The organism is Lysinibacillus sp. FSL P2-0066 (assembly GCF_037969495.1).
In the GTDB taxonomy this organism is placed as follows: Bacteria; Bacillota; Bacilli; order Bacillales_A; family Planococcaceae; genus Lysinibacillus; species Lysinibacillus boronitolerans.
The window spans coordinates 3413870-3432565 of sequence record NZ_CP150202.1 but is presented as its reverse complement, the minus strand read 5'-3'; the positions used below and the strand labels follow the sequence as shown (position 1 = coordinate 3432565).

The 18696-nt window shown below is 38.2% G+C and carries 19 protein-coding genes; 7 read left to right on the top strand and 12 right to left on the bottom strand.

Features of this window, described 5'->3' with window-relative positions; genetic code table 11:
* The first annotated feature begins 5 nt into the window (after window positions 1–5).
* Window positions 6–956 carry a hypothetical protein gene (locus MKZ14_RS17210; RefSeq protein ID WP_333006581.1) on the top strand — a complete coding sequence of 317 codons (951 nt, stop codon included), beginning with the start codon at window positions 6–8 and terminating at the stop codon, window positions 954–956.
* 39 nt (window positions 957–995) lie between these two features.
* Complete coding sequence (locus MKZ14_RS17205; protein ID WP_333006579.1) at window positions 996–1679, top strand: ABC transporter ATP-binding protein; 684 nt, start codon at window positions 996–998, stop codon at window positions 1677–1679.
* 436 nt (window positions 1680–2115) lie between these two features.
* On the opposite strand, the gene MKZ14_RS17200 is transcribed toward MKZ14_RS17205, so the two are convergent.
* From MKZ14_RS17200 to MKZ14_RS17185, 4 genes are read right to left on the bottom strand one after another with little or no spacing between them, the layout of a single operon-like run.
* Window positions 2116–3186, bottom strand: coding sequence for a sulfate/molybdate ABC transporter ATP-binding protein (locus MKZ14_RS17200; protein ID WP_036078567.1), 1071 nt, complete (start codon window positions 3184–3186; stop codon window positions 2116–2118).
* 15 nt (window positions 3187–3201) lie between these two features.
* A complete protein-coding gene (gene cysW, locus MKZ14_RS17195) occupies window positions 3202–4077 on the bottom strand; it encodes a sulfate ABC transporter permease subunit CysW (protein WP_339280237.1) in 876 nt (291 codons plus the stop codon).
* A gap of 10 nt (window positions 4078–4087) precedes the next feature.
* Entirely contained in the window at window positions 4088–4921 is an 834-nt protein-coding gene (gene cysT, locus MKZ14_RS17190; protein WP_333006576.1) for a sulfate ABC transporter permease subunit CysT, read from the bottom strand.
* 11 nt (window positions 4922–4932) lie between these two features.
* A complete protein-coding gene (locus MKZ14_RS17185) occupies window positions 4933–5985 on the bottom strand; it encodes a sulfate ABC transporter substrate-binding protein (RefSeq protein WP_333006585.1) in 1053 nt (350 codons plus the stop codon).
* A gap of 465 nt (window positions 5986–6450) precedes the next feature.
* Between MKZ14_RS17185 and MKZ14_RS17180 the strand changes: the two genes are divergently transcribed.
* The 4 genes from MKZ14_RS17180 to cysC all read left to right on the top strand — a co-directional run bounded on the left by MKZ14_RS17180 (window position 6451) and on the right by cysC (window position 10029).
* Window positions 6451–7152, top strand: coding sequence for a phosphoadenylyl-sulfate reductase (locus MKZ14_RS17180; RefSeq protein ID WP_339280236.1), 702 nt, complete (start codon window positions 6451–6453; stop codon window positions 7150–7152).
* Between the two features lie 12 nt (window positions 7153–7164).
* Window positions 7165–8229 carry an inorganic phosphate transporter gene (locus tag MKZ14_RS17175; RefSeq protein WP_036078559.1) on the top strand — a complete coding sequence of 355 codons (1065 nt, stop codon included), beginning with the start codon at window positions 7165–7167 and terminating at the stop codon, window positions 8227–8229.
* A 70-nt stretch (window positions 8230–8299) separates the two neighbouring features.
* On the top strand, window positions 8300–9439 hold the full coding sequence (gene sat, locus MKZ14_RS17170; RefSeq protein ID WP_258860182.1) for a sulfate adenylyltransferase: 1140 nt from the start codon (window positions 8300–8302) through the stop codon (window positions 9437–9439).
* Complete coding sequence (gene cysC, locus MKZ14_RS17165) at window positions 9436–10029, top strand: adenylyl-sulfate kinase (protein WP_339280235.1); 594 nt, start codon at window positions 9436–9438, stop codon at window positions 10027–10029. The genes sat and cysC overlap by 4 nt, the downstream gene beginning before the upstream one ends.
* A gap of 44 nt (window positions 10030–10073) precedes the next feature.
* Here the strand turns inward: cysC and mnhG are convergent, their stop codons facing one another.
* Genes mnhG through MKZ14_RS17130 form a run of 7 tightly spaced genes read right to left on the bottom strand, consistent with a single transcriptional unit; the run spans window position 10074 to window position 15829 of the window.
* Window positions 10074–10442 carry a monovalent cation/H(+) antiporter subunit G gene (gene mnhG / locus MKZ14_RS17160; RefSeq protein WP_004228373.1) on the bottom strand — a complete coding sequence of 123 codons (369 nt, stop codon included), beginning with the start codon at window positions 10440–10442 and terminating at the stop codon, window positions 10074–10076.
* Window positions 10426–10707, bottom strand: coding sequence for a Na(+)/H(+) antiporter subunit F1 (locus MKZ14_RS17155; RefSeq protein ID WP_004228375.1), 282 nt, complete (start codon window positions 10705–10707; stop codon window positions 10426–10428). The genes mnhG and MKZ14_RS17155 overlap by 17 nt, the downstream gene beginning before the upstream one ends.
* Window positions 10704–11183: a Na+/H+ antiporter subunit E gene (locus tag MKZ14_RS17150; protein ID WP_016995166.1), complete on the bottom strand. Its 480-nt coding sequence runs from the start codon at window positions 11181–11183 to the stop codon at window positions 10704–10706. Before MKZ14_RS17150 ends, MKZ14_RS17155 begins: the two co-directional genes overlap by 4 nt.
* A gap of 4 nt (window positions 11184–11187) precedes the next feature.
* Window positions 11188–12675, bottom strand: a complete 1488-nt coding sequence (locus MKZ14_RS17145; protein WP_036078556.1) for a Na+/H+ antiporter subunit D — start codon at window positions 12673–12675, stop codon at window positions 11188–11190.
* Window positions 12668–13009, bottom strand: coding sequence for a Na(+)/H(+) antiporter subunit C (locus tag MKZ14_RS17140; protein WP_004228379.1), 342 nt, complete (start codon window positions 13007–13009; stop codon window positions 12668–12670). The genes MKZ14_RS17145 and MKZ14_RS17140 overlap by 8 nt, the downstream gene beginning before the upstream one ends.
* Window positions 13009–13431, bottom strand: coding sequence for a Na(+)/H(+) antiporter subunit B (locus tag MKZ14_RS17135; RefSeq protein WP_004228380.1), 423 nt, complete (start codon window positions 13429–13431; stop codon window positions 13009–13011). Before MKZ14_RS17135 ends, MKZ14_RS17140 begins: the two co-directional genes overlap by 1 nt.
* Window positions 13418–15829 (bottom strand): Na+/H+ antiporter subunit A, encoded by a 2412-nt coding sequence (locus tag MKZ14_RS17130; RefSeq protein ID WP_339280234.1) that lies wholly within the window; start codon window positions 15827–15829, stop codon window positions 13418–13420. Before MKZ14_RS17130 ends, MKZ14_RS17135 begins: the two co-directional genes overlap by 14 nt.
* A 155-nt stretch (window positions 15830–15984) precedes the next feature.
* Here MKZ14_RS17130 and MKZ14_RS17125 point away from each other — a divergent pair, with 155 nt between their 5' ends.
* Entirely contained in the window at window positions 15985–16548 is a 564-nt protein-coding gene (locus MKZ14_RS17125) for a DUF5366 family protein (RefSeq protein WP_036078555.1), read from the top strand.
* Between the two features lie 232 nt (window positions 16549–16780).
* On the opposite strand, the gene MKZ14_RS17120 is transcribed toward MKZ14_RS17125, so the two are convergent.
* Window positions 16781–18631, bottom strand: coding sequence for a transglycosylase domain-containing protein (locus MKZ14_RS17120; protein ID WP_333006568.1), 1851 nt, complete (start codon window positions 18629–18631; stop codon window positions 16781–16783).
* Between the last annotated feature and the right edge of the window lie 65 nt (window positions 18632–18696).

Genomic DNA, 18696 nt, shown 5'->3' with positions numbered 1-18696 from the left:
TAATTATGAGGGATTTGTGGAGAATTGCATCAAAAATGCTTAATCGTAATAGAAAAATGACATGGTTAATACGCATTCAATTTTTAGTTATGTTTTTGCTCGTCTTCATTTTAGTTAGTTTCCTTTTCAAGAATCAAGATCAAATGCAAGTTCTTAGAGAGCAAATTGGCAAAGATGTTTGGATGATTATGCCTACATTCAAACCTAATTCAAACTCTGGCTTGACCGATGATTGGACCCAAGAACAACTCGATTGGTTAGAACACAAATTTACTGGTAAGGTCGGCATCATTTCTTTAAGTCCGAATCAAGAGGATGACTCACAAAAAATTTATGTAAATGATGTTATTGAAAAGCTAGTGTCTGATAATGATCAAAGGCAAGCGAGGGAATACCTTCAATATTTTCTTTTATATGATTCAATTCAGCCTCATGCACAGATTCTTCCGATTGAAGAAAAAAATCTGCAGGATATATGGGTGTATGTTGTAGGGGTAGAAGATGAGGAAATACATGTTAATACTTTAGATGCGGAGCTCTCTAAACTGAATCCAATATCTAACTATGATGTTCGGCAGGTAATTAATACCAAAGAGCAACAAACAGAAATCAATTTAATTTATGCGAAATCGCTGCTATTCTTTATTACCATTGCTTTCATACTCATTATGATCTGTATTACTAGCTTTGTCTTGCTACAGAATCAATACCAGACTGCTAAGCTACAGCTATTTAGGCTTTTTGGCGCTACTAGGATGGATATAATAAAGATCTTTGTATTCACTAACTTATTGTTAATGGGACCTTCTTACATGATTGCACTTCTTTTATTTATCTTGGCAGGTGTGCTTTGGCTGACATTTACTACATGGATGCTTACTTTTTTTATAAGTTTCTGTTTAATTGTTATTCTATTGCTACTTATGACAATTCCATCAATATCTTTAGGTCGTTAAATTAGTTGTTCATTTGTTGAATAAAGGAGGGAGCATGCTATGAATTTAATCGAACTAGCCCATATAAAAAAAACATATCAAGGACGGAATATTGAGTCAATCGTATTTCAATCTTTGGATTTAAAGATCGATAAAGGAGACTTTATCGCTTTTTATGGAAGATCAGGTTCTGGAAAGAGTACATTGCTGAATATGATTGGACTTGTTGATCGACCAACATCAGGTGAGATTACTCTTGAGGGAAATAAAATTAATACATTAAGTGATGATAAATATGCCTTCATACGAAATAAATATGTGGGTTTTATCTTCCAAGATTTTAAATTGATTGAGGATATGACTGTCTATGAGAATGTAGAGGTGCCATTGCTCTTTGCAAAAGAGAAACTGTCCTACATGGAACGTAGGACACGTATCGCTGAATTATTAAAAAAACTTGGTCTCGAAGGAAAAGATACAGCTTTTCCTGATGAATTATCAGGGGGACAGAAACAAAGAGTAGCAATTGCAAGGGCGCTTGTTAATCAACCGAAGTTACTTTTAGCCGATGAACCTACAGGTAACTTAGATAAGTCTTCTGCCGAAGATGTAATGAAAATGATCACTCAGATTCATAAAGAAAATGAGACGACAGTGGTTATCGCAACTCATGATCCTCATATAAAGGAATATGTCAACCGGGTTATTTATGTTGATGAAGGGTTTTTAAGAGAGGAAGAATAAGAATGTAGCTATTTTAGATGGACCAGGCACTACACCATAACTTGAGCGGACCCCTAAAATTTGAACTTTTTAAGAAGCCCTTCGAAACTCAACTGGAATTTTTCCATTGAGTTTTATTTGTATTCGTACATGATTGTAATAGTGGATAGAGTTTACTAACACTTTTTTGAATTCTTTATAGTCGTGTATAGAAATTTATGTAAATAAGCTTTCTATCAGGGCATTGTTACATGTTTTTGCTTGATTTCATAAGTTGCCAATAACTCTCTAAATCGTGGTATTTGATATAACCCTCCTTAATGCGAATGAATAATAAAGTGATGTGTAAAGCCCATAACGATTCCTCCTCCAATGTTTGTGTGGTAACTAACATGTTACACGAGGTCGTTATGAGCTTCTTTTATTTTAGAGGTGTTGCACTTAATATGACAATTCATTAAATGGAATAATCCTCAGGAATAAACACCTTTAATTGTTTCGGCTTTACAAATACCTGATCGCCCACTTTCAGTTGAAGAAGATGAAATTGTTCTTTCGATAACTCCGCTTCTAAAAATTCATCAAGATCCTCACGGCGTAGTTCAATTTGAACGATAGGTCCTAGCAAATGAATGTGGCTGATTTTAACAGGAACTGTACCTGAAATACTTGTTTTCTCAATCTGAATATCATGTGGACGTACATAGCCTATCGCATTGTCATCTGAATGTGTCAGGGCATCAGGTACATCAAGTGCAACTTCACCCTGCATGAGCTTACCATTTTGTAAGCGCCCTTTAAATAGATTGACATTGCCCAAGAAGTCATAGACAAATGGACTTTTGGGATTTGTATAGACCTCGTCTGGGCTGCCAATTTGCTCGATTTTGCCATTGTTCATGACTACAATGCGATCTGCAACATCGAGAGCTTCCTCTTGGTCATGTGTCACAAAAATACTTGTAATATGAAACTCATCGTGCAGCTTTCGAAGCCAGCGACGTAACTCCTTGCGTACTTTTGCATCGAGAGCTCCAAATGGTTCATCTAATAACAGTACCTTGGGCTCCACGGCAAGCGCTCTTGCCAGTGCGACACGTTGCCGCTGCCCACCTGAAAGCTGTGTTGGATATCGGTCAGAGAAATTTTCAAGCTTCACGAGTCGCAATAATTCCATCACTTTTTCTTTGATTTTCTGTTTTGAAGGTCTGCTTTTGCGAGGGCGCACCTTCAGCCCATAGGCTACATTGTCAAAGACCGTCATATGACGGAAAAGGGCATAATGCTGGAAGACAAAGCCTACATTGCGTTCCTTTGGATGGCGATCTGTGATGGATTGACCATCAAATAAGATGTTACCGACATCTGTTGTTTCAAGCCCAGCGATTACACGTAACAAAGAGGTTTTTCCTGATCCAGAGGGGCCGAGCAAAGCTACTAGCTCCCCAGACTGAATATGTACGGATATATCCTCTAGTGCCTGAAACGAACCATATTTTTTGGATACGTTTTGAATTTGTATACTCATTGAGACCATCTCCTTTTAACTAGATTTTGATTTCCAAGCAATAATGTCTTTCACAATTAATGTAAAGATGGCCATAACGCTCATTAGGGAAGCAACTGCAAAGGCTGCTGCAAATTGATATTCATTATAGAGAATTTCGATATGAAGCGGCATCGTATTAGTCATACCACGGATATGGCCGGATACAACAGACACAGCTCCAAATTCCCCGATGGCTCGTGCATTACATAAAATCACACCATAGAACAACCCCCATTTAATATTGGGTAACGTGACATACCAAAAGGTTTTAAAGCCACTTGCCCCCAATGAAATAGACGCTTCCTCCTCAGATGTGCCTTGGGTTTGCATCAGCGGTATTAATTCACGTGCAACAAAGGGCAATGTGACGAAAATTGTGGCAAGGACAATGCCAGGAAGTGCAAAAACAATTTTAATATCATGTGCAAACAACCAATCACCAAATAGTCCCTGTGAGCCAAATAATAAAATAAACACTAAACCTGCGATAACAGGTGAAACGGCAAAAGGTAAATCTACCATAGTAAGTAATAGATTTTTCCCTCTAAAATTAAATTTTGTGAGTGCCCATGCAGCCATTACGCCAAAGATCGCATTGAGAGGTACAGTAATAGCTACGACGATTAAAGTAAGCTTAATAGCAGCTAATGCATCTGGATGTGTAATCGCAGCAAAGTAAACGTCGACTCCTTTTTGAAAAGCTGTAATAAAAATAGATACTAATGGTAGTACGATAAAGAAAGCTAAAAAAGCTAAAGCAATACATGTTAACGTATAGCGAATAATACGAGGCTCCTGTAAGGCAGCAGACTGTGTGGCTGCTTTATTTTTTTTTGTACTAGCCTGCTGAATAAAAGTTGATTGTTCCATATCGTACCTCCTAATGTACAAACCGACGATTGGCTAGCCATTGTATCAAGTTAATGGTGAACAACAAAATAAAGGACGTCACAAGCATGACAACAGCTATGGCAGTTGCCCCAGCATAATCATATTGCTCAAGCTTTGTCATAATAATTAATGGCGTAATTTCCGTTTTCATCGGCATATTTCCTGCAATAAAAACAACCGAGCCATATTCACCTAAAGCGCGCGCAAAGGCTAAGGAAAAGCCAGTTAAAATAGCAGGTACTAGCTCTGGTAAGATAACTTTACGGAAGGTTTGTAAACGGTTGGCTCCAAGGCTTGCCGAAGCTTCCTCCACCTCAGCACTCATATTTTGCAAGACGGGTTGGACTGTACGTACAACAAAGGGTAGCCCGATAAAGGTTAAAGCAATAATGATGCCAAGAGGTGTAAAGGCAATTTTAAAATTAAAAAATTGACCGATCCAACCGTTTGGTGCATAGAGAGATGTTAAAGCAATACCAGCAACAGCAGTAGGTAATGCAAAGGGTAAGTCTACAAGCCCATCAATGATTCGTTTAAAGGGAAATTGATAGCGGACGAGAACCCATGCAATAATCGTACCGAAAATCACATTTAGTAAGCCTGCGATCAGCGCAGTGCTGAAGCTCACTTTGTAGGAAGCAACAGCACGAGGATCTGTAATGATATCGATGAATGCTGACCAGCTTAAGGACATAGTATGAATGAAAATCATTGAAAGTGGTAGTAACACTAGTAAACTTACGTATAGCATTGTATATCCAAGAGATAAATGAAAGCCTGGAATAATTCGCCGCGATTTTTTAGGAATGATTAAACTACTCATCAAAACGCTCCTTATTGTGGTACGTATATTTCATCGAAGGTACCACCATCTTTAAAATGGGTTGCTTGTGCTTTTGCCCAACCACCAAAATCATCAATTGAGACAAGTTCAAGTTGAGGGAATTGCTCTTTATATTTTGCTAGAATTGTTTCATTACGTGGTCGATAATAATTTTTCGCCGCAATTTCTTGCCCGATATCACTATATAAATGCTGCAAGTAAGCTTCAGCGACTTCACGTGTCCCTTTTTTATCTACGATTTTGTCTACAACTGCAACTGGTGGCTCTGCTAAAATACTTAATGAAGGCGTGATGATTTCAAATTCATCCTTACCTAATTCATTAAGAGAGAGGTATGCTTCATTTTCCCACGCAATTAAGACATCTCCAATTTTACGTTCTACGAATGTTGTTGTAGCTCCACGAGCGCCAGAATCAAGTACTTCTACATTGCTGTAAAGTGATTTCATAAACCCTTTTATTTTTGTTTCATCATTGTTATATAATTTTCCGGCATAAGCCCAAGCGGCTAAGTAGTTCCAACGCGCACCCCCAGATGTTTTGGGATTAGGCGTAATAACAGACACGTCGTCTTGAATCAAATCATCCCAATCTTGTATGTTTTTTGGATTGCCCTTGCGTACTAAAAACACAATTGTAGATGTATAGGGAGTCGAATTATGATCAAACTCGGTTTGCCAATCTTTATTCAGCAGCTCGCGTGTTTGAGCAATTTCATCAATATCATAAGCGAGTGCAAGTGTCACTACGTCGGCTTCAAGACCATCAATAACTGCACGCCCCTGTTTACCAGATCCACCATGTGATTGATTGATTGTGACATCTTGGCCGGTATCATCCTTCCATTTTTTTATAAAATCTTTGTTGAACTCCTCGTAAAGCTCGCGTGTTGGATCATAGGAGACATTTAGTAGCTCTACAGACTTCTTATCTTCCTGACCGCTTGCTTTTTCATCTGAGTTAGCACTTCCACAGCCAGCTAAACTAAGCGTAAGCATAGTTAACAATGCCAATGATTGGAGAACATAGCTCCTTTTTTTCATCATTATTTCGCCCCTTTTCTGTCTTAAGAATGCAAAAAGCCATCACCCACAATGAAATGACAGCATGGGGAGATGGCCTTCAGATCCTCTGATCAGCGTTTTTTATTTAGGTTAAAGCTTTAGTAATACATTAAACATATATTTCCTATTAGTCAACAAGGAATTATGAAAAAGATTATTTATTTTGAAAATTAAATGGGAGTGTCCTAGATACCACTCATCATATGTAGCAGAGAACAGGAACAAGTGGGTGTATGGGAAAGATATTTCAAAAACCTAGTTGACTGCTTGGTGTACTTTAGTATATATTTGGTAATAAGAAGAATGATTGTGTAACGAGGTAGCAACTACTAGTGAACAATCATTAAATATAGAGCTGGCTAGTCAAACTAGAGGCGTTTTAACAAAGACCTGTTTTTCCTATGTCTTTTGTTAGAACGCCTTTTTTGCTATGAGGGGGATTCGATGTTAACTTACGAAAATTGGCAAGAACCGATCATTGATTTTCAGGTTGATGATATGTATAAGGCTGCACTAGAGGTTTTACAGTGGAGCTATCAAGAATATGGAGATGAAATCGTCTATGCATGTAGCTTTGGTATTGAGGGCATTGTCTTAATTGATCTCATTTCAAAGGTAAAGCCTAACGCTACGATTGTTTTTTTGGATACAGATGTACACTTTAAAGAAACATATGAAACCATTAATAAAGTCAAAGAAAAATATCCACAACTCAACATTGTCATGAAAAAGCCCGCTCTTACACTAGAGCAACAAGCTACACAACATGGTGACGAACTATGGAAGTCCAACCCAAATAAGTGCTGTGATATTCGTAAGATAAAACCTTTACACGAAGCCTTATCAGGTAAAAAGGCTTGGATATCAGGCTTACGTCGTGAGCAATCACCAACACGTCAACAAACAAACTTTCTAAATCGTGATGATAAATTTAAATCAATTAAAGTTTGTCCATTGATTCATTGGACTTGGAAGGATGTCTGGCGCTATGTTTCAAAGCACAGTTTGCCATACAATCCGTTACACGATCAAGGCTATCCAAGCATCGGCTGTGAGCATTGTACGAAACCAGCATTTACAATGGAGGATTTACGTTCAGGTAGATGGCAAGGTTCTGGTAAAACCGAGTGTGGGTTACATGAATAAAGGAGTTCTGCCATGCTTGAATATTTTGCAATAGCTATTAGTTTATTTTTTGCGATGAACATAGGAGCAAGCGGTGCAGCAGCCTCAATGGGTGTTGCTTATGGGGCAGGTGCCATTAAAAAAGCGTGGCAAGCATTGCTTTTATGCGCGATAGGCGTCTACAGTGGGGCTGTATTAGGCGGAGGAGAAGTAGTCAAAACGATAAGCTCAGGTATTATGCCCCAGGAATATATAACGGTAAAGGTCGTCATCATTATCTTGATTTCTGCGACAAGCTCGTTATTTTTCGCCAATCTTTTAGGCATTCCCTTATCAACGAGTGAAGTAACAGTGGGTGCTGTTGTAGGTGTAGGAATTGCTTATAAAGTATTATTCGTTAATTCGCTGCTTGTCATCATTTCATTTTGGGTGATTGTACCACTTGTTGCCTTTGTCATTGCTCTTGTATGTGGAAAGTTTTTATATAAGTTACAAATCAGAGGACTGCTGAAGGATCATCCAATTTTAACTGTTCTTCTCGTATTAGCAGGATTTTTCGAAGCATTTTCAGCGGGGATGAATAATGTTGCCAATGCAGTTGGACCGTTGGTGGGAGCAGGAATGATGGATGTGACAACGGGCATTGTGCTTGGCGGTGCATTTGTCGCAATAGGTGCTCTGCTACTTGGTAAACGAGTGCTTGAAACAAACGGTAAAAAAATAGTGCGCTTTCAAAAGGCAGAGGGCATTCTCATTTCAAGTACAGGTGCCCTGCTTGTTGGCATAAGCTCAGTTTTTGGGCTTCCAGTCCCATTAACACAAGTCACTTCTTCTTCCATCATCGGGATGGGGATGGCCAAAAACGGAAAGCAAATCTTCCATAAGCATATTGTGAAAAAAATTATACGCATTTGGATTGTATCACCCATCTTTTCGTTAGTCATTTCTTATTTTTTAGTGCAGTTATTTTTAGAAAAGGACCTTTATACCATTATTTTGAATGGCAGTATTATCGTTGGGACGCTAGGGGTCATTAGTCTGATGCGTACGATGCGTGAAGAAGAGCAGTCTATCTATGATGCAGGTGAAGGCATTTAAATTGAATCGTGTCATCACTAGATTTTGACTATAAAACTTAGTATTTAACTAGAATTAGGAGGAGATTTTAATGAGTTTACAACCACATGGTGGGCTACTTGTGCAAGCATTTGATCCAGAAAAGGAAATCACTACTATTCATAAGGAAATTGAGCTGGATGCGATTTCGTTAAGTGATTTAGAGTTAATTGCTATAGGGGGGTATAGCCCAATCGATGGTTTTTTAACACAAGTAGACTATGAGTCAGTCGTGGAACAAAGTCGTTTAGCATCAGGCGTAGTATGGAGTATTCCGATTACATTACCTGTTACAAAAGAGAAAGCGTCCATCTTACAGCCTGGTGATGAGGTGAAGCTTGTTTATGGTGATGAAGTATATGGCGTTATTGAAGTGGCAGATATTTATGAGCCGAATAAACGAAAAGAGGCTTTGCTTGTCTATGGAACGGAGGATTTAGCACATCCTGGCGTTCAAAAGCTCTTTGATCGACCTGCCATTTATGTCGGAGGAAAAATTACGTTGATTAAACGTCTTACACAAAAGTTCCCTGCTTATTCATTTGACCCAGTAGAAACGCGACAATTATTTGCTGACAAGGGATGGAAAACGATTGTTGGCTTCCAAACACGTAATCCAGTCCATAGGGCACATGAATATATTCAAAAGGCAGCACTTGAAACGATTGATGGGTTATTTCTAAATCCACTTGTTGGTGAAACAAAGTCAGATGATGTGTCAGCTGCTATACGTATGGAGAGCTATGAGGTTTTATTAAAAAACTATTATCCTGAAAGTCGTGTACAATTAGGTATTTTTCCAGCCGCTATGCGGTATGCAGGACCAAAGGAAGCTATTTTCCATGCACTTGTTAGAAAAAATTATGGCTGTACTCATTTTATTGTTGGTCGTGATCATGCAGGTGTTGGTGATTATTATGGCACATATGATGCACAAAAGATTTTTGAACAGTTTACTGAAGATGAATTAGGAATTGTCCCACTAAAATTTGAGCATAGCTTTTATTGTAAGCAATGTGAAGGCATGGCTACGACAAAGACGTGTCCACATGATAGCTCTGCCCATGTCATTCTATCAGGAACGAAGGTACGTGAGATGCTACGAAATGGAGAAGTACCACCAAGTACATTCAGTCGTAAAGAAGTTGTAGACATTTTAATTAAAGGCATGAGTAAGGAGGTAGTAAAATGAGTTCAAACATTGTTTGGCATGAAGCCTCCATTACAAAAGAGGAACGCCGTTCAAAAAATAAACATCAAAGCTTTATTTTATGGTTTACGGGTTTATCTGCTTCAGGGAAATCATCCGTGGCCAATGCTTTTGCCCGTCGATTATTTGAAAGGAGCAATCAAGCCTTCGTATTAGATGGTGATAATGTGCGCCATGGCTTAAATAGTGACTTAGGATTCGATGAGGCAGGGCGCAAGGAAAATATTCGTCGAATAGGTGAAATCTCAAAGTTATTTATAGAGAGCGGTCAAATTGTGCTAACGGCTTTTATTTCACCTTATCGAGAAGATCGCCAGGTAGTTCGGGCACTTGTAGAGGATGGTGAATTTTTAGAGGTCTATGTAAAGTGTTCAGTAGAAACATGTGAAAAAAGAGATCCGAAAGGTTTGTATAAAAAAGCAAGGAATGCTGAAATTGCTAATTTTACAGGGATTAGCGCTCCATATGAAGAACCGATTAACCCAGAAGTTATTTTGGATACAGAACAGCATTCCATAGAAGAATGTGTGGAGCAACTGACAAATATTTTAACTGCCAAAGGATATATTTAACTAAAAAAATCTGCTCGATTTAGTAATCGGGCAGATTTTTATGTTTATTTTACACCTTGTTCCTTTTTCATTCTGTCAATTTCAGGACCTAGTTCATCACGTACGGTACCTTTCCATGGCTTAACACCAGCAATATAGGAAGAACGCGTCATAATGTGTCCGCCAACAGGACCAGTGATAAAGAGAAAGAGTATGCCCAGTAAAATACGAGGGTTGAAATGATCTTCAATCAGCCAAAAGTGAAAGAATACACCGATAAGCACACACATGACGCCAAGTGTTGCACTTTTTGAAGCGGCATGGGCACGTGTATACAAATCAGGTAAGCGGACAAGTCCGATAGCTGTCACGACAATAAAGAGTACTCCAACAGTAATGAAAAAGATAACTAAACTATTAGCGAGAATTGTCACGTTTGATGATATCTCCTTTCTCTATGAATTTAGAGAAAGCCATCGTACCGATAAACGATAAAATTGCTAGCAATAAAATGATTTCAAGAAAGAAGCTTGTTTCCACTAAAATCGAAAATAGTCCGATTAGGGAAATGAGTGAAACACCAAGTGAATCCAAGGCAACAACACGATCGGATGCGGAAGGACCTTTTACCATTCGATAAATGACCGCTATCATCGATAAGCAAATCACTACGATTACAGCAATAATAAATGTTGTCATGATCTACTCACCTCCAAAATCGCTTTTTCAAATGAATCTCGAATGGAAGCAATGGCTTCATCCACATCGTTAATATCAATTGCATGTACATACAATGTTTTCGCATCATCCGATACATGCACTACGACTGTTCCTGGTGTTAAAGTAATAAGACTCGACAATAACGTGATTTCCCAGTCTTGTGTTAGAACAGTTGGATAAGCAAAAAAGGCAGGTTGCATGTCCAGCTTAGGCTTTAACACTACTTTCAACACTTGAACATTTGCTAGAATTAATTCTTTAAAGAACAATAACGTTAAGTTTAGCAGAGCCCATAATCGATAGACATAAAGACGAGACTTGAAAAACCTCCGCATGAGAATAAGTAAAAGTATCCCCATAATGAATCCAATGATAAAACCAGTTGCTGTGTAATTAGAGGAAAGGAACATCCAGACGAAGGCAAGTACAAAATTTAAAATCATTTGAAATGCCATAGTGTTACTCCTCCTTCATGACAGCATCTATATAGATAGATGGATCATTTAATAGTTTTGCGGCATCATCCATAAATGGCGTAATCCATTCAGAACCGACACCATATGCGACAGTAATAAGTACTAAAACGGCAGTAGGCATAAACAGCATTTTATAGGTAGATTTGTCGATTGTACCTTGTGTTTCTTTTTCCTCACCCCAAAAGGCATAAAGGAAAATACGAATCACGGATAGTAAAACAAGCAATGAAGATGCCAAAATGAAAATACTGCTCCACATACTTCCAGCCTCAAAGCCTCCCTGAACAATTAACAGCTTTCCAACAAACCCGCTAAGTGGTGGAATTCCAGCTAAGCCAAAAGCTGCTATTAAATAACACCAACCAAGTGCAGGGTATTTTTTCATAAGCCCACCCATTTTACGCAAATCCGATGTACCAGTAATATAGATGACAATGCCGATTAACATAAAGAGTGCTGCCTTAATGAGCATATCGTGAATTAAATAAAACATAGCTCCTTTTAATGAAGTCTCATTCATTTGAGAGACACCAAATAAAATGACACCTACTGCAATGACAATGTTATAGATAATAATGAGTTTTACATCAAAATAAGCGAGTGCTCCAATACAACCAGCCACAATTGTTGCAATGGCTAATGCCATTAGTAAATCATGCGTATAGGATAAATCATGTACAAAAAATAGTGTGTAGGTACGTGTAATGGCATATACCCCAACCTTTGTGAGCAGAGCGCCAAAAAGTGTTAAGACAGGGATCGGGGCTGCTGCATACGAAGTAGGAAGCCAAAAGTATAATGGGAAAATGGCTGCTTTTAGTCCAAATACCATTAAAAATAGGACGGCGATAACAGTAATAATCCCTGGTTGATTAATTTCTGCAATTTTTACCGCAATATCGGCCATGTTTAATGTCCCTACTACAGAATATAAATAGGCAACTGTTATAACAAATAAGGCCGAAGAAATAACATTAATTAAAATATATTTAATAGACCCTTTCAGTTGCCCCTTCTCACCACCTAAAACGATGAGTAAATAGGAAGCCATTAGCAATACTTCAAAGAACACAAATAAGTTAAAAATATCGCCTGTTGTAAAGGCACCATTGACCCCAGTTAAAATAAACATAATACCAGGGTAATAAAAGAAGCGTTCGCGTTCCTTCGTGATAGAACCGAAGCCATACCAAACAACAAATAGCGCAATAAGCAATGTCGTTGTAACGAGCAATGCAGACACCATATCAGATACCATTGTAATACCGTAAGGAACAGGCCAATTTCCAAATGTGACCTTTTGAATACCATCTTCTTTCACTGTTAAAAGCAGTGAAAGGGCAGAGAGGAGGGCTAGTCCAATCCCAAGTAATGAAAATGATCGCTGATAAGTTAGATTTTTTTGTCCAAACATTAAAATCATACCGAAGAAAAACGGGATGATAATGGGTAATAGTAGGAAGTTATTCATCCTCATCACTTCCTCTCATTAAGCTAATATCATCCGTGTTAAGCTCCTGATAGGAACGGTAGGCAAGTACAAGGAAGAATGCTGTCACCCCAAAGCTTATAACAATCGCAGTTAAAATAAGTGCTTGGGGTAAGGGATCAGCAAATGTTTTGGCTCCTTCGTTTAAGACGGGTGGAGCTTCACCACCAAGACCACCCATTGTTAAGATGAGTAGATGAGCACCATGACTTAACAGACCTGTTCCAATAATAATGCGCAATAAACTTTTTGATAGGATTAAATAGACCGCTGCCATAAAAAGAAAGCCGATCACAAAGGCCATAATTATTTCCATTATTCATCCTCTCCAATCGTTTGAATAATGGTCATCGTAACGCCGACAACAACCAAATAGACACCGCTATCAAAAAGCATAGCCGTGTGTAATGACTGTTTGCCTAGAAGCGGTAAATCGAAATAATCAAAGAAATGTGTGAAAAACGGTTTGCCCACAAACATGGGGTATGCCGCAGTAGCAAGGGCTAATAGTAAGCCAATGGCTGTTAAATATGTGTAATTAATAGGTAGAATATGACGGACTGTGTTGATATCATAGGCTAACACTAAAAGAACCAGTGCACTTGATGTTAACAGACCCCCTACAAAGCCTCCACCAGGCGTATAGTGACCAGCTAAAAAAATATGAATGGAGAAGAAGAAAATAATGAAAAATACAATTTTAGCTGTAAATTGTATGATCACATCATTTGTTTTCATGAGTGTTCTCCTTTCTATTCATACGTAACTTAATCATAGCTAAGATGGCCATGCCAGCTATGCCGAGTACTGTAATTTCAAACAATGTATCGAAACCACGATAGTCTACTAAAATTACGTTTACAATATTTCCGCCACCCGCTAATGAATAGACGGTTTCCTCGTAGTACTTAGCAATAGACGGAATTAATTTTTGGGAATGGGCTGACAGCGCAACAAGTGTTACCATCACACCAACTGCAATGGAAACAATGGCACGATTTAACTGGAACCTCATTCGCTCCTCGCGTTTACCAAGCTTAGGTAGATGGTAAAATGCTAATAAAAATAGTGCTACTGAAATCGTTTCTATAACGAGCTGTGTCAGCGCTAAATCAGGTGCATTAAAAATGACAAAGAATAAGGCGACTGTATAGCCTACAGTACCAAGCCCAATAATGGCTGTTAAACGTGATTTAGCCAAGATGGTGATGGCCGTACCAATTAATAAAACGACGATCAAGATAATTTCATACAAATTAATTGGGGAGGCTCCTTGGAATGAAATACTAAATGCATCTTTCACGAATAGAGACCCGATTACAATAATAGTTATTCCGCTAAACATATAGAGTAAATAGTGACGCATAGAACCTGTCATATAGCGTCGGGAAATACGATTTAAGCCAACATCTAATCCCTGCATGATTTTGTCATAGGCATTGTTTAATGTTAATGCTTGCGGGAATAGTTGATACATCCCCTGCCATTTTGGTAAGGCAACAAATAACAATACCCCAACTATTATAATCCCAACTGTCATCAATAACTCTGGGGTGATGCCGTGCCAAGCAGATACATGAATATCAACAGCTTGGGGTGAATCATACAAAAATGGCTGTATCGCTTGAACGGCTGGTTTTACAAAGGTATTACCGATAAAGTTTGGAATAAAGAAGATTGTCACAACTAAAGCCGCTAAAAGAATAGGCGAAATTAGCATACCGATCGGCGCCTCATGTGGTTTATGAGGTAACTGCTCTGGTTTGTAATTCCCATTAAATGTTCGGAAAACAAAATAGAAGCTATAGATAAATGTAAAAATACTAGCAATCCACGCAACAATAGGGAAGAGTGCTCCCCATGTTTCAAAGCCGAAGAATTCAAACTTTTGAAGTGCAAGCATGGCTGTTAAAAACATTTCTTTACTTAAGAAGCCATTAAATGGTGGAAGACCAGCCATTGATAAACTTCCTATTGCAGCCACAGTAAAACTAATTGGCATAATACTCATTAAACCACCAAGTTTACGAATATCTCGAGTTCCTGTTTCATGATCAACAATGCCTGCAATCATGAAGAGACTGCCTTTAAATGTTGCATGATTGATAAGGTGGAAAATGGCAGCAAATGCAGCAAATTTAATGGTATCGACTGAGCCATTTGCATGAAAAGCAACAGCACTTGCCCCGAGTAGTGACATTATAAGTCCAAGCTGACTAACTGTGGAGAAGGCTAGAATACCTTTTAAATCAGTTTGCTTCACTGCAAAGAAGGAGCCCCAGAATAAAGTTAAGATACCTACACCCGTTACAAGCCACACCCAAAGCTCAGAGACTGCAAATATCGGCGTAAATCGTGCAACTAAATAGATACCTGCTTTGACCATTGTAGCTGAGTGAAGGTATGCACTTACTGGTGTTGGCGCCTCCATGGCATCTGGTAACCAAATGTAGAATGGGAATTGCGCGGATTTTGTAAATGCTCCCAAGAGTAATAGGACAAGTGACCAAGTGAATAAAGGTTGGTCTACTAAATTTGGGGCCATAACAATCAATTCTCGAATGGAATAGGTTCCTCCCATTAAATAAAGAAGAACAAAGCCACCTAGCATCATTAAACCGCCGCCAACTGTAATCATCATAGACTTTAATGCTCCGAAGCGTGAGGCATCCCGATTATACCAATAGCCGATGAGTAAAAATGATGATATGGATGTTAGCTCCCAGAAGAAATAGAGTGTAATTAAATGATCTGACTGTACTACTCCCAGCATGGCTGACATAAATAACAGTAAGTAAACATAAAAGTTATGTAATTTTTCTTTATGTTTATCTAAGTAAAAAATGGAGTAAAGCACAACCAACGAGCCAATTCCAGTAATGAGTAATGAGAATAATAAGCTAAGTCCATCTAAATATGAGATGATGGAAATATCAAGAGATGGAATCCAAGGTAGCTCTGCAGTAAATACTTCACCTTTAGCAACTTGAGCAATATATGTTGTATAAATAACAGCAAGCGTAACAGGTACAGCAAGAACAAACCAACCTGTGTGAATATTATTCATGCGTTTATATAATAATGGCACTAATATTGCAACAAGCATTGGAATAAAAATATAAAGTACTTGTAACAAAAAAACCCTCCTTTATGCAGGTAAGTAAATCAATTATAACGTACTTTAATTGGGAATGCATATGCACTATTGGGATTTAGCTTGCGGTCGTTGGAGAATTTTCGTTATATTATAAATAGGAAGTTATCAATAAAAATAAAGGAAAAAAATTTTTTATGAGGAACCCATATATCTATGGTTATCTACCATTAATTACAATTTTATTGTTTAGTTTGACATTTGGTATGTATGCTGTTGGTAAATCATTACAGATTTTTCAAGCCATCGGTGTGTATTCAGGAATGCGAGAGTTTTTATCAGATTTTGAATTACGTGTATTTCTACTCATTGTTTTTGCCATTGTTTTTTTTATGTTATTTTCTGCCCTTAAGCTTGTTGGAGAAACCATTCATGAGGTAGGAATGCTGTTCTTTTCAAAGGATAACGAAGGGGCCACAGTTAGTCAGGCTCGAGGTGGCTATATTATCTTATTTGTAGGTGCTATGTGTTCTGCATTTGCCATCCAATTTATTTATGTTTTAATTGGTATCTTTGTCATCACAATATTTACCTACTTTATTTACCTGATTTATAAAATGAGTCATTTTATATCAATGGGAGGCACAATCGGTCTATTAATCTTTGAGCTTTTTATGTGGACGATTCTTTTAACACTAGTTGTTTATGTCGTATTAAAGCTCTATAATGGCATTTTGGCAAGTTTGCCGTTTGCAAATTAATACATACTATTAAAATGTTAACAGCATCCTCCATAAAGAATAATGAAACTTTCACTTTATTTGAAAACTGTTGCTAAAAAGCTAACATTTTGACTCCGGCTCGCCCACAGGAAAGAAAGTAGCCTGTAACGGAAAACCATTTCCACCTTTCATAAAAATTTTATTAATGGTTTGTTTTTTAACACTTTGAAAAGGTAGTAGTCGCTAAGACTACTACCTTTTGGTTGTTTCACTACTCAAGCAAAACATTAAATAATTGATGATGAATTTTGTATTCTTCTAATTGCTGCATTGATTGAGGTTTATCATACCCTAACCATACGGCAGCGGTATAATCGTCATTGAGTCCAGCAAGCCAGTAGTCACGATAGTCATTCGTTGTCCCTGTTTTTGCCCCAACATAGCTGCTGTTACTATAGACACCTTGACCTGTACCGTTTGCTACAACATCTGCAAGGAGCTCACGCATGTATTTTACTGTTTTAGGAGACCAAATTTGCTCACGCTGTGTATCCCAACTATAAAGTTCTGTTCCATCGAAAGCTGTGACTTTGCGTATACTATGAGCAAGTACATAAGAGCCATCAATAAAGCTAGTATAAGCATCTGCGAGTTCTAATGCTGTTACACCATAGGTGAGCCCTCCTAATGATGCGGCATAATTATGATCCTTCTCTACAATCGAGCGGAAGTGAAAGCGATTAAGGTAATCAAAGGCTGTTTCAACCCCAACTGTTTGAAAGAGGCGAAGTGCAGATGTGTTATAGCTATGTCGAAAAGCAGTACGAATTGACACATCACCATACGTATAGCCCCCATAGTTTTGTGGGCAAAACGAGCCAACACAATAACGACCACCGTTGACAATCGAATCAGGTGTATGAGCTGTTGTTTCGAAGAACGGTGCATAGACTGCCAGAGGCTTAAAGGCTGACCCTGGTTGGCGTGTTCCTTGAAATGCACGATGGAAATCAAATTTTTCATAGTTCTTCCCTGCATACAGACTAACTATTTCTCTTGATTGGTTCTCAATAGTTGCACCTGCTGCTTGCAATGGGCTAGTTCCTAAAATAGCTGACATTTTTTCCTCATCATGCTGCTGTTTAGTTGGATCAAGCGCTGTGTGAATGATGAGTCCATTTTGAAATAATGTATTGAGTCGATTATCTAATTGCGCTTTAATTTTTTTCTTCTCTTCCTCATTATCTGTAAAGCCTAGTCGATCCGCATAGCCTTCTTTTTCTGCAACAAGCCATTTTAACTCTTGAAGAACATAAGTACTATACATTGGATAACTTTGAATTTTATCTTTCACATTTAATGTAATGGAATCAGCCTTATAGTTTTTTGCCTCTTCCTCTGTAATAGCCCCATTTGCTGCAAGGGTATCTAACAAGCGCTCCTGCCTTGCTTTAGTTTGATCATAATTCTTTAAAGGATTATAAAGGGAGGGGTTATTTGGGATGGCCGCAATGAAGGCTATTTCAGCTATGGATAATTCTTGGAGTGGCTTTTGAAAATAATAGGTGGCTGCTCCGCCAATGCCATAAACTTGATTGCTAAAATAGGACTCATTCAGGTACATCGTTAAAATGGCTTCTTTATCAAATTCCTTTTCTAATTCATATGCATAAAAAAGCTCTGTTAATTTCCGTTCATATGTTTTTTCTTCAGATAAATAACGCATCCGAACAAGCTGCTGCGTGATTGTACTACCACCTTGAGAGGTTGTGTTGCTATTTGAATTGGCTACAACCGCACGAATAATCGCACTCAAATCAAAGCCAATATGCGTATAAAAATCAGCATCCTCACTGGTAATGAATATTTCCTGGGCAATTTGTGGAATTTCTTGTAAACTTAGTGGCTGCCGCCATTCGACATATTCCTCACTAAATGTTTGCCCATTTCGATCAATAAGGGTAACAGGTAGCTGGGCCTCTACCTCAGGTAAATGTATAGCATTAGTCATTTGTTCCTCATGTGCTTGTGCCATATGGATTTCTGTTTTAATGTTTGTGCTAATCCACCATAAAGCAGGAAGGGATAGAACGATAATAAAAAAACCAAAAGCCTTTTTCATGTGTGCCTCCACTCTTTCTATAAATCCTTCATCAGAATAACATATTTTGGATAGATTCCAAATAC

Excerpts from the sequence above, each read along its gene's own strand:
- MKZ14_RS17210 (WP_333006581.1), top strand. The coding sequence starts at position 6 with ATGAGGGATTTGTGGAGAATTGCATCAAAAATGCTTAATCGTAATAGA.
- MKZ14_RS17205 (WP_333006579.1), top strand. The coding sequence starts at position 996 with ATGAATTTAATCGAACTAGCCCATATAAAAAAAACATATCAAGGACGG.
- MKZ14_RS17200 (WP_036078567.1), bottom strand. The coding sequence starts at position 3,186 with ATGAGTATACAAATTCAAAACGTATCCAAAAAATATGGTTCGTTTCAG.
- cysW (WP_339280237.1), bottom strand. The coding sequence starts at position 4,077 with ATGGAACAATCAACTTTTATTCAGCAGGCTAGTACAAAAAAAAATAAA.
- cysT (WP_333006576.1), bottom strand. The coding sequence starts at position 4,921 with ATGAGTAGTTTAATCATTCCTAAAAAATCGCGGCGAATTATTCCAGGC.
- MKZ14_RS17185 (WP_333006585.1), bottom strand. The coding sequence starts at position 5,985 with ATGAAAAAAAGGAGCTATGTTCTCCAATCATTGGCATTGTTAACTATG.
- MKZ14_RS17180 (WP_339280236.1), top strand. The coding sequence starts at position 6,451 with ATGTTAACTTACGAAAATTGGCAAGAACCGATCATTGATTTTCAGGTT.
- MKZ14_RS17175 (WP_036078559.1), top strand. The coding sequence starts at position 7,165 with ATGCTTGAATATTTTGCAATAGCTATTAGTTTATTTTTTGCGATGAAC.
- sat (WP_258860182.1), top strand. The coding sequence starts at position 8,300 with ATGAGTTTACAACCACATGGTGGGCTACTTGTGCAAGCATTTGATCCA.
- cysC (WP_339280235.1), top strand. The coding sequence starts at position 9,436 with ATGAGTTCAAACATTGTTTGGCATGAAGCCTCCATTACAAAAGAGGAA.
- MKZ14_RS17155 (WP_004228375.1), bottom strand. The coding sequence starts at position 10,707 with ATGACAACATTTATTATTGCTGTAATCGTAGTGATTTGCTTATCGATG.
- MKZ14_RS17150 (WP_016995166.1), bottom strand. The coding sequence starts at position 11,183 with ATGGCATTTCAAATGATTTTAAATTTTGTACTTGCCTTCGTCTGGATG.
- MKZ14_RS17145 (WP_036078556.1), bottom strand. The coding sequence starts at position 12,675 with ATGAATAACTTCCTACTATTACCCATTATCATCCCGTTTTTCTTCGGT.
- MKZ14_RS17140 (WP_004228379.1), bottom strand. The coding sequence starts at position 13,009 with ATGGAAATAATTATGGCCTTTGTGATCGGCTTTCTTTTTATGGCAGCG.
- MKZ14_RS17135 (WP_004228380.1), bottom strand. The coding sequence starts at position 13,431 with ATGAAAACAAATGATGTGATCATACAATTTACAGCTAAAATTGTATTT.
- MKZ14_RS17125 (WP_036078555.1), top strand. The coding sequence starts at position 15,985 with ATGAGGAACCCATATATCTATGGTTATCTACCATTAATTACAATTTTA.
- MKZ14_RS17120 (WP_333006568.1), bottom strand. The coding sequence starts at position 18,631 with ATGAAAAAGGCTTTTGGTTTTTTTATTATCGTTCTATCCCTTCCTGCT.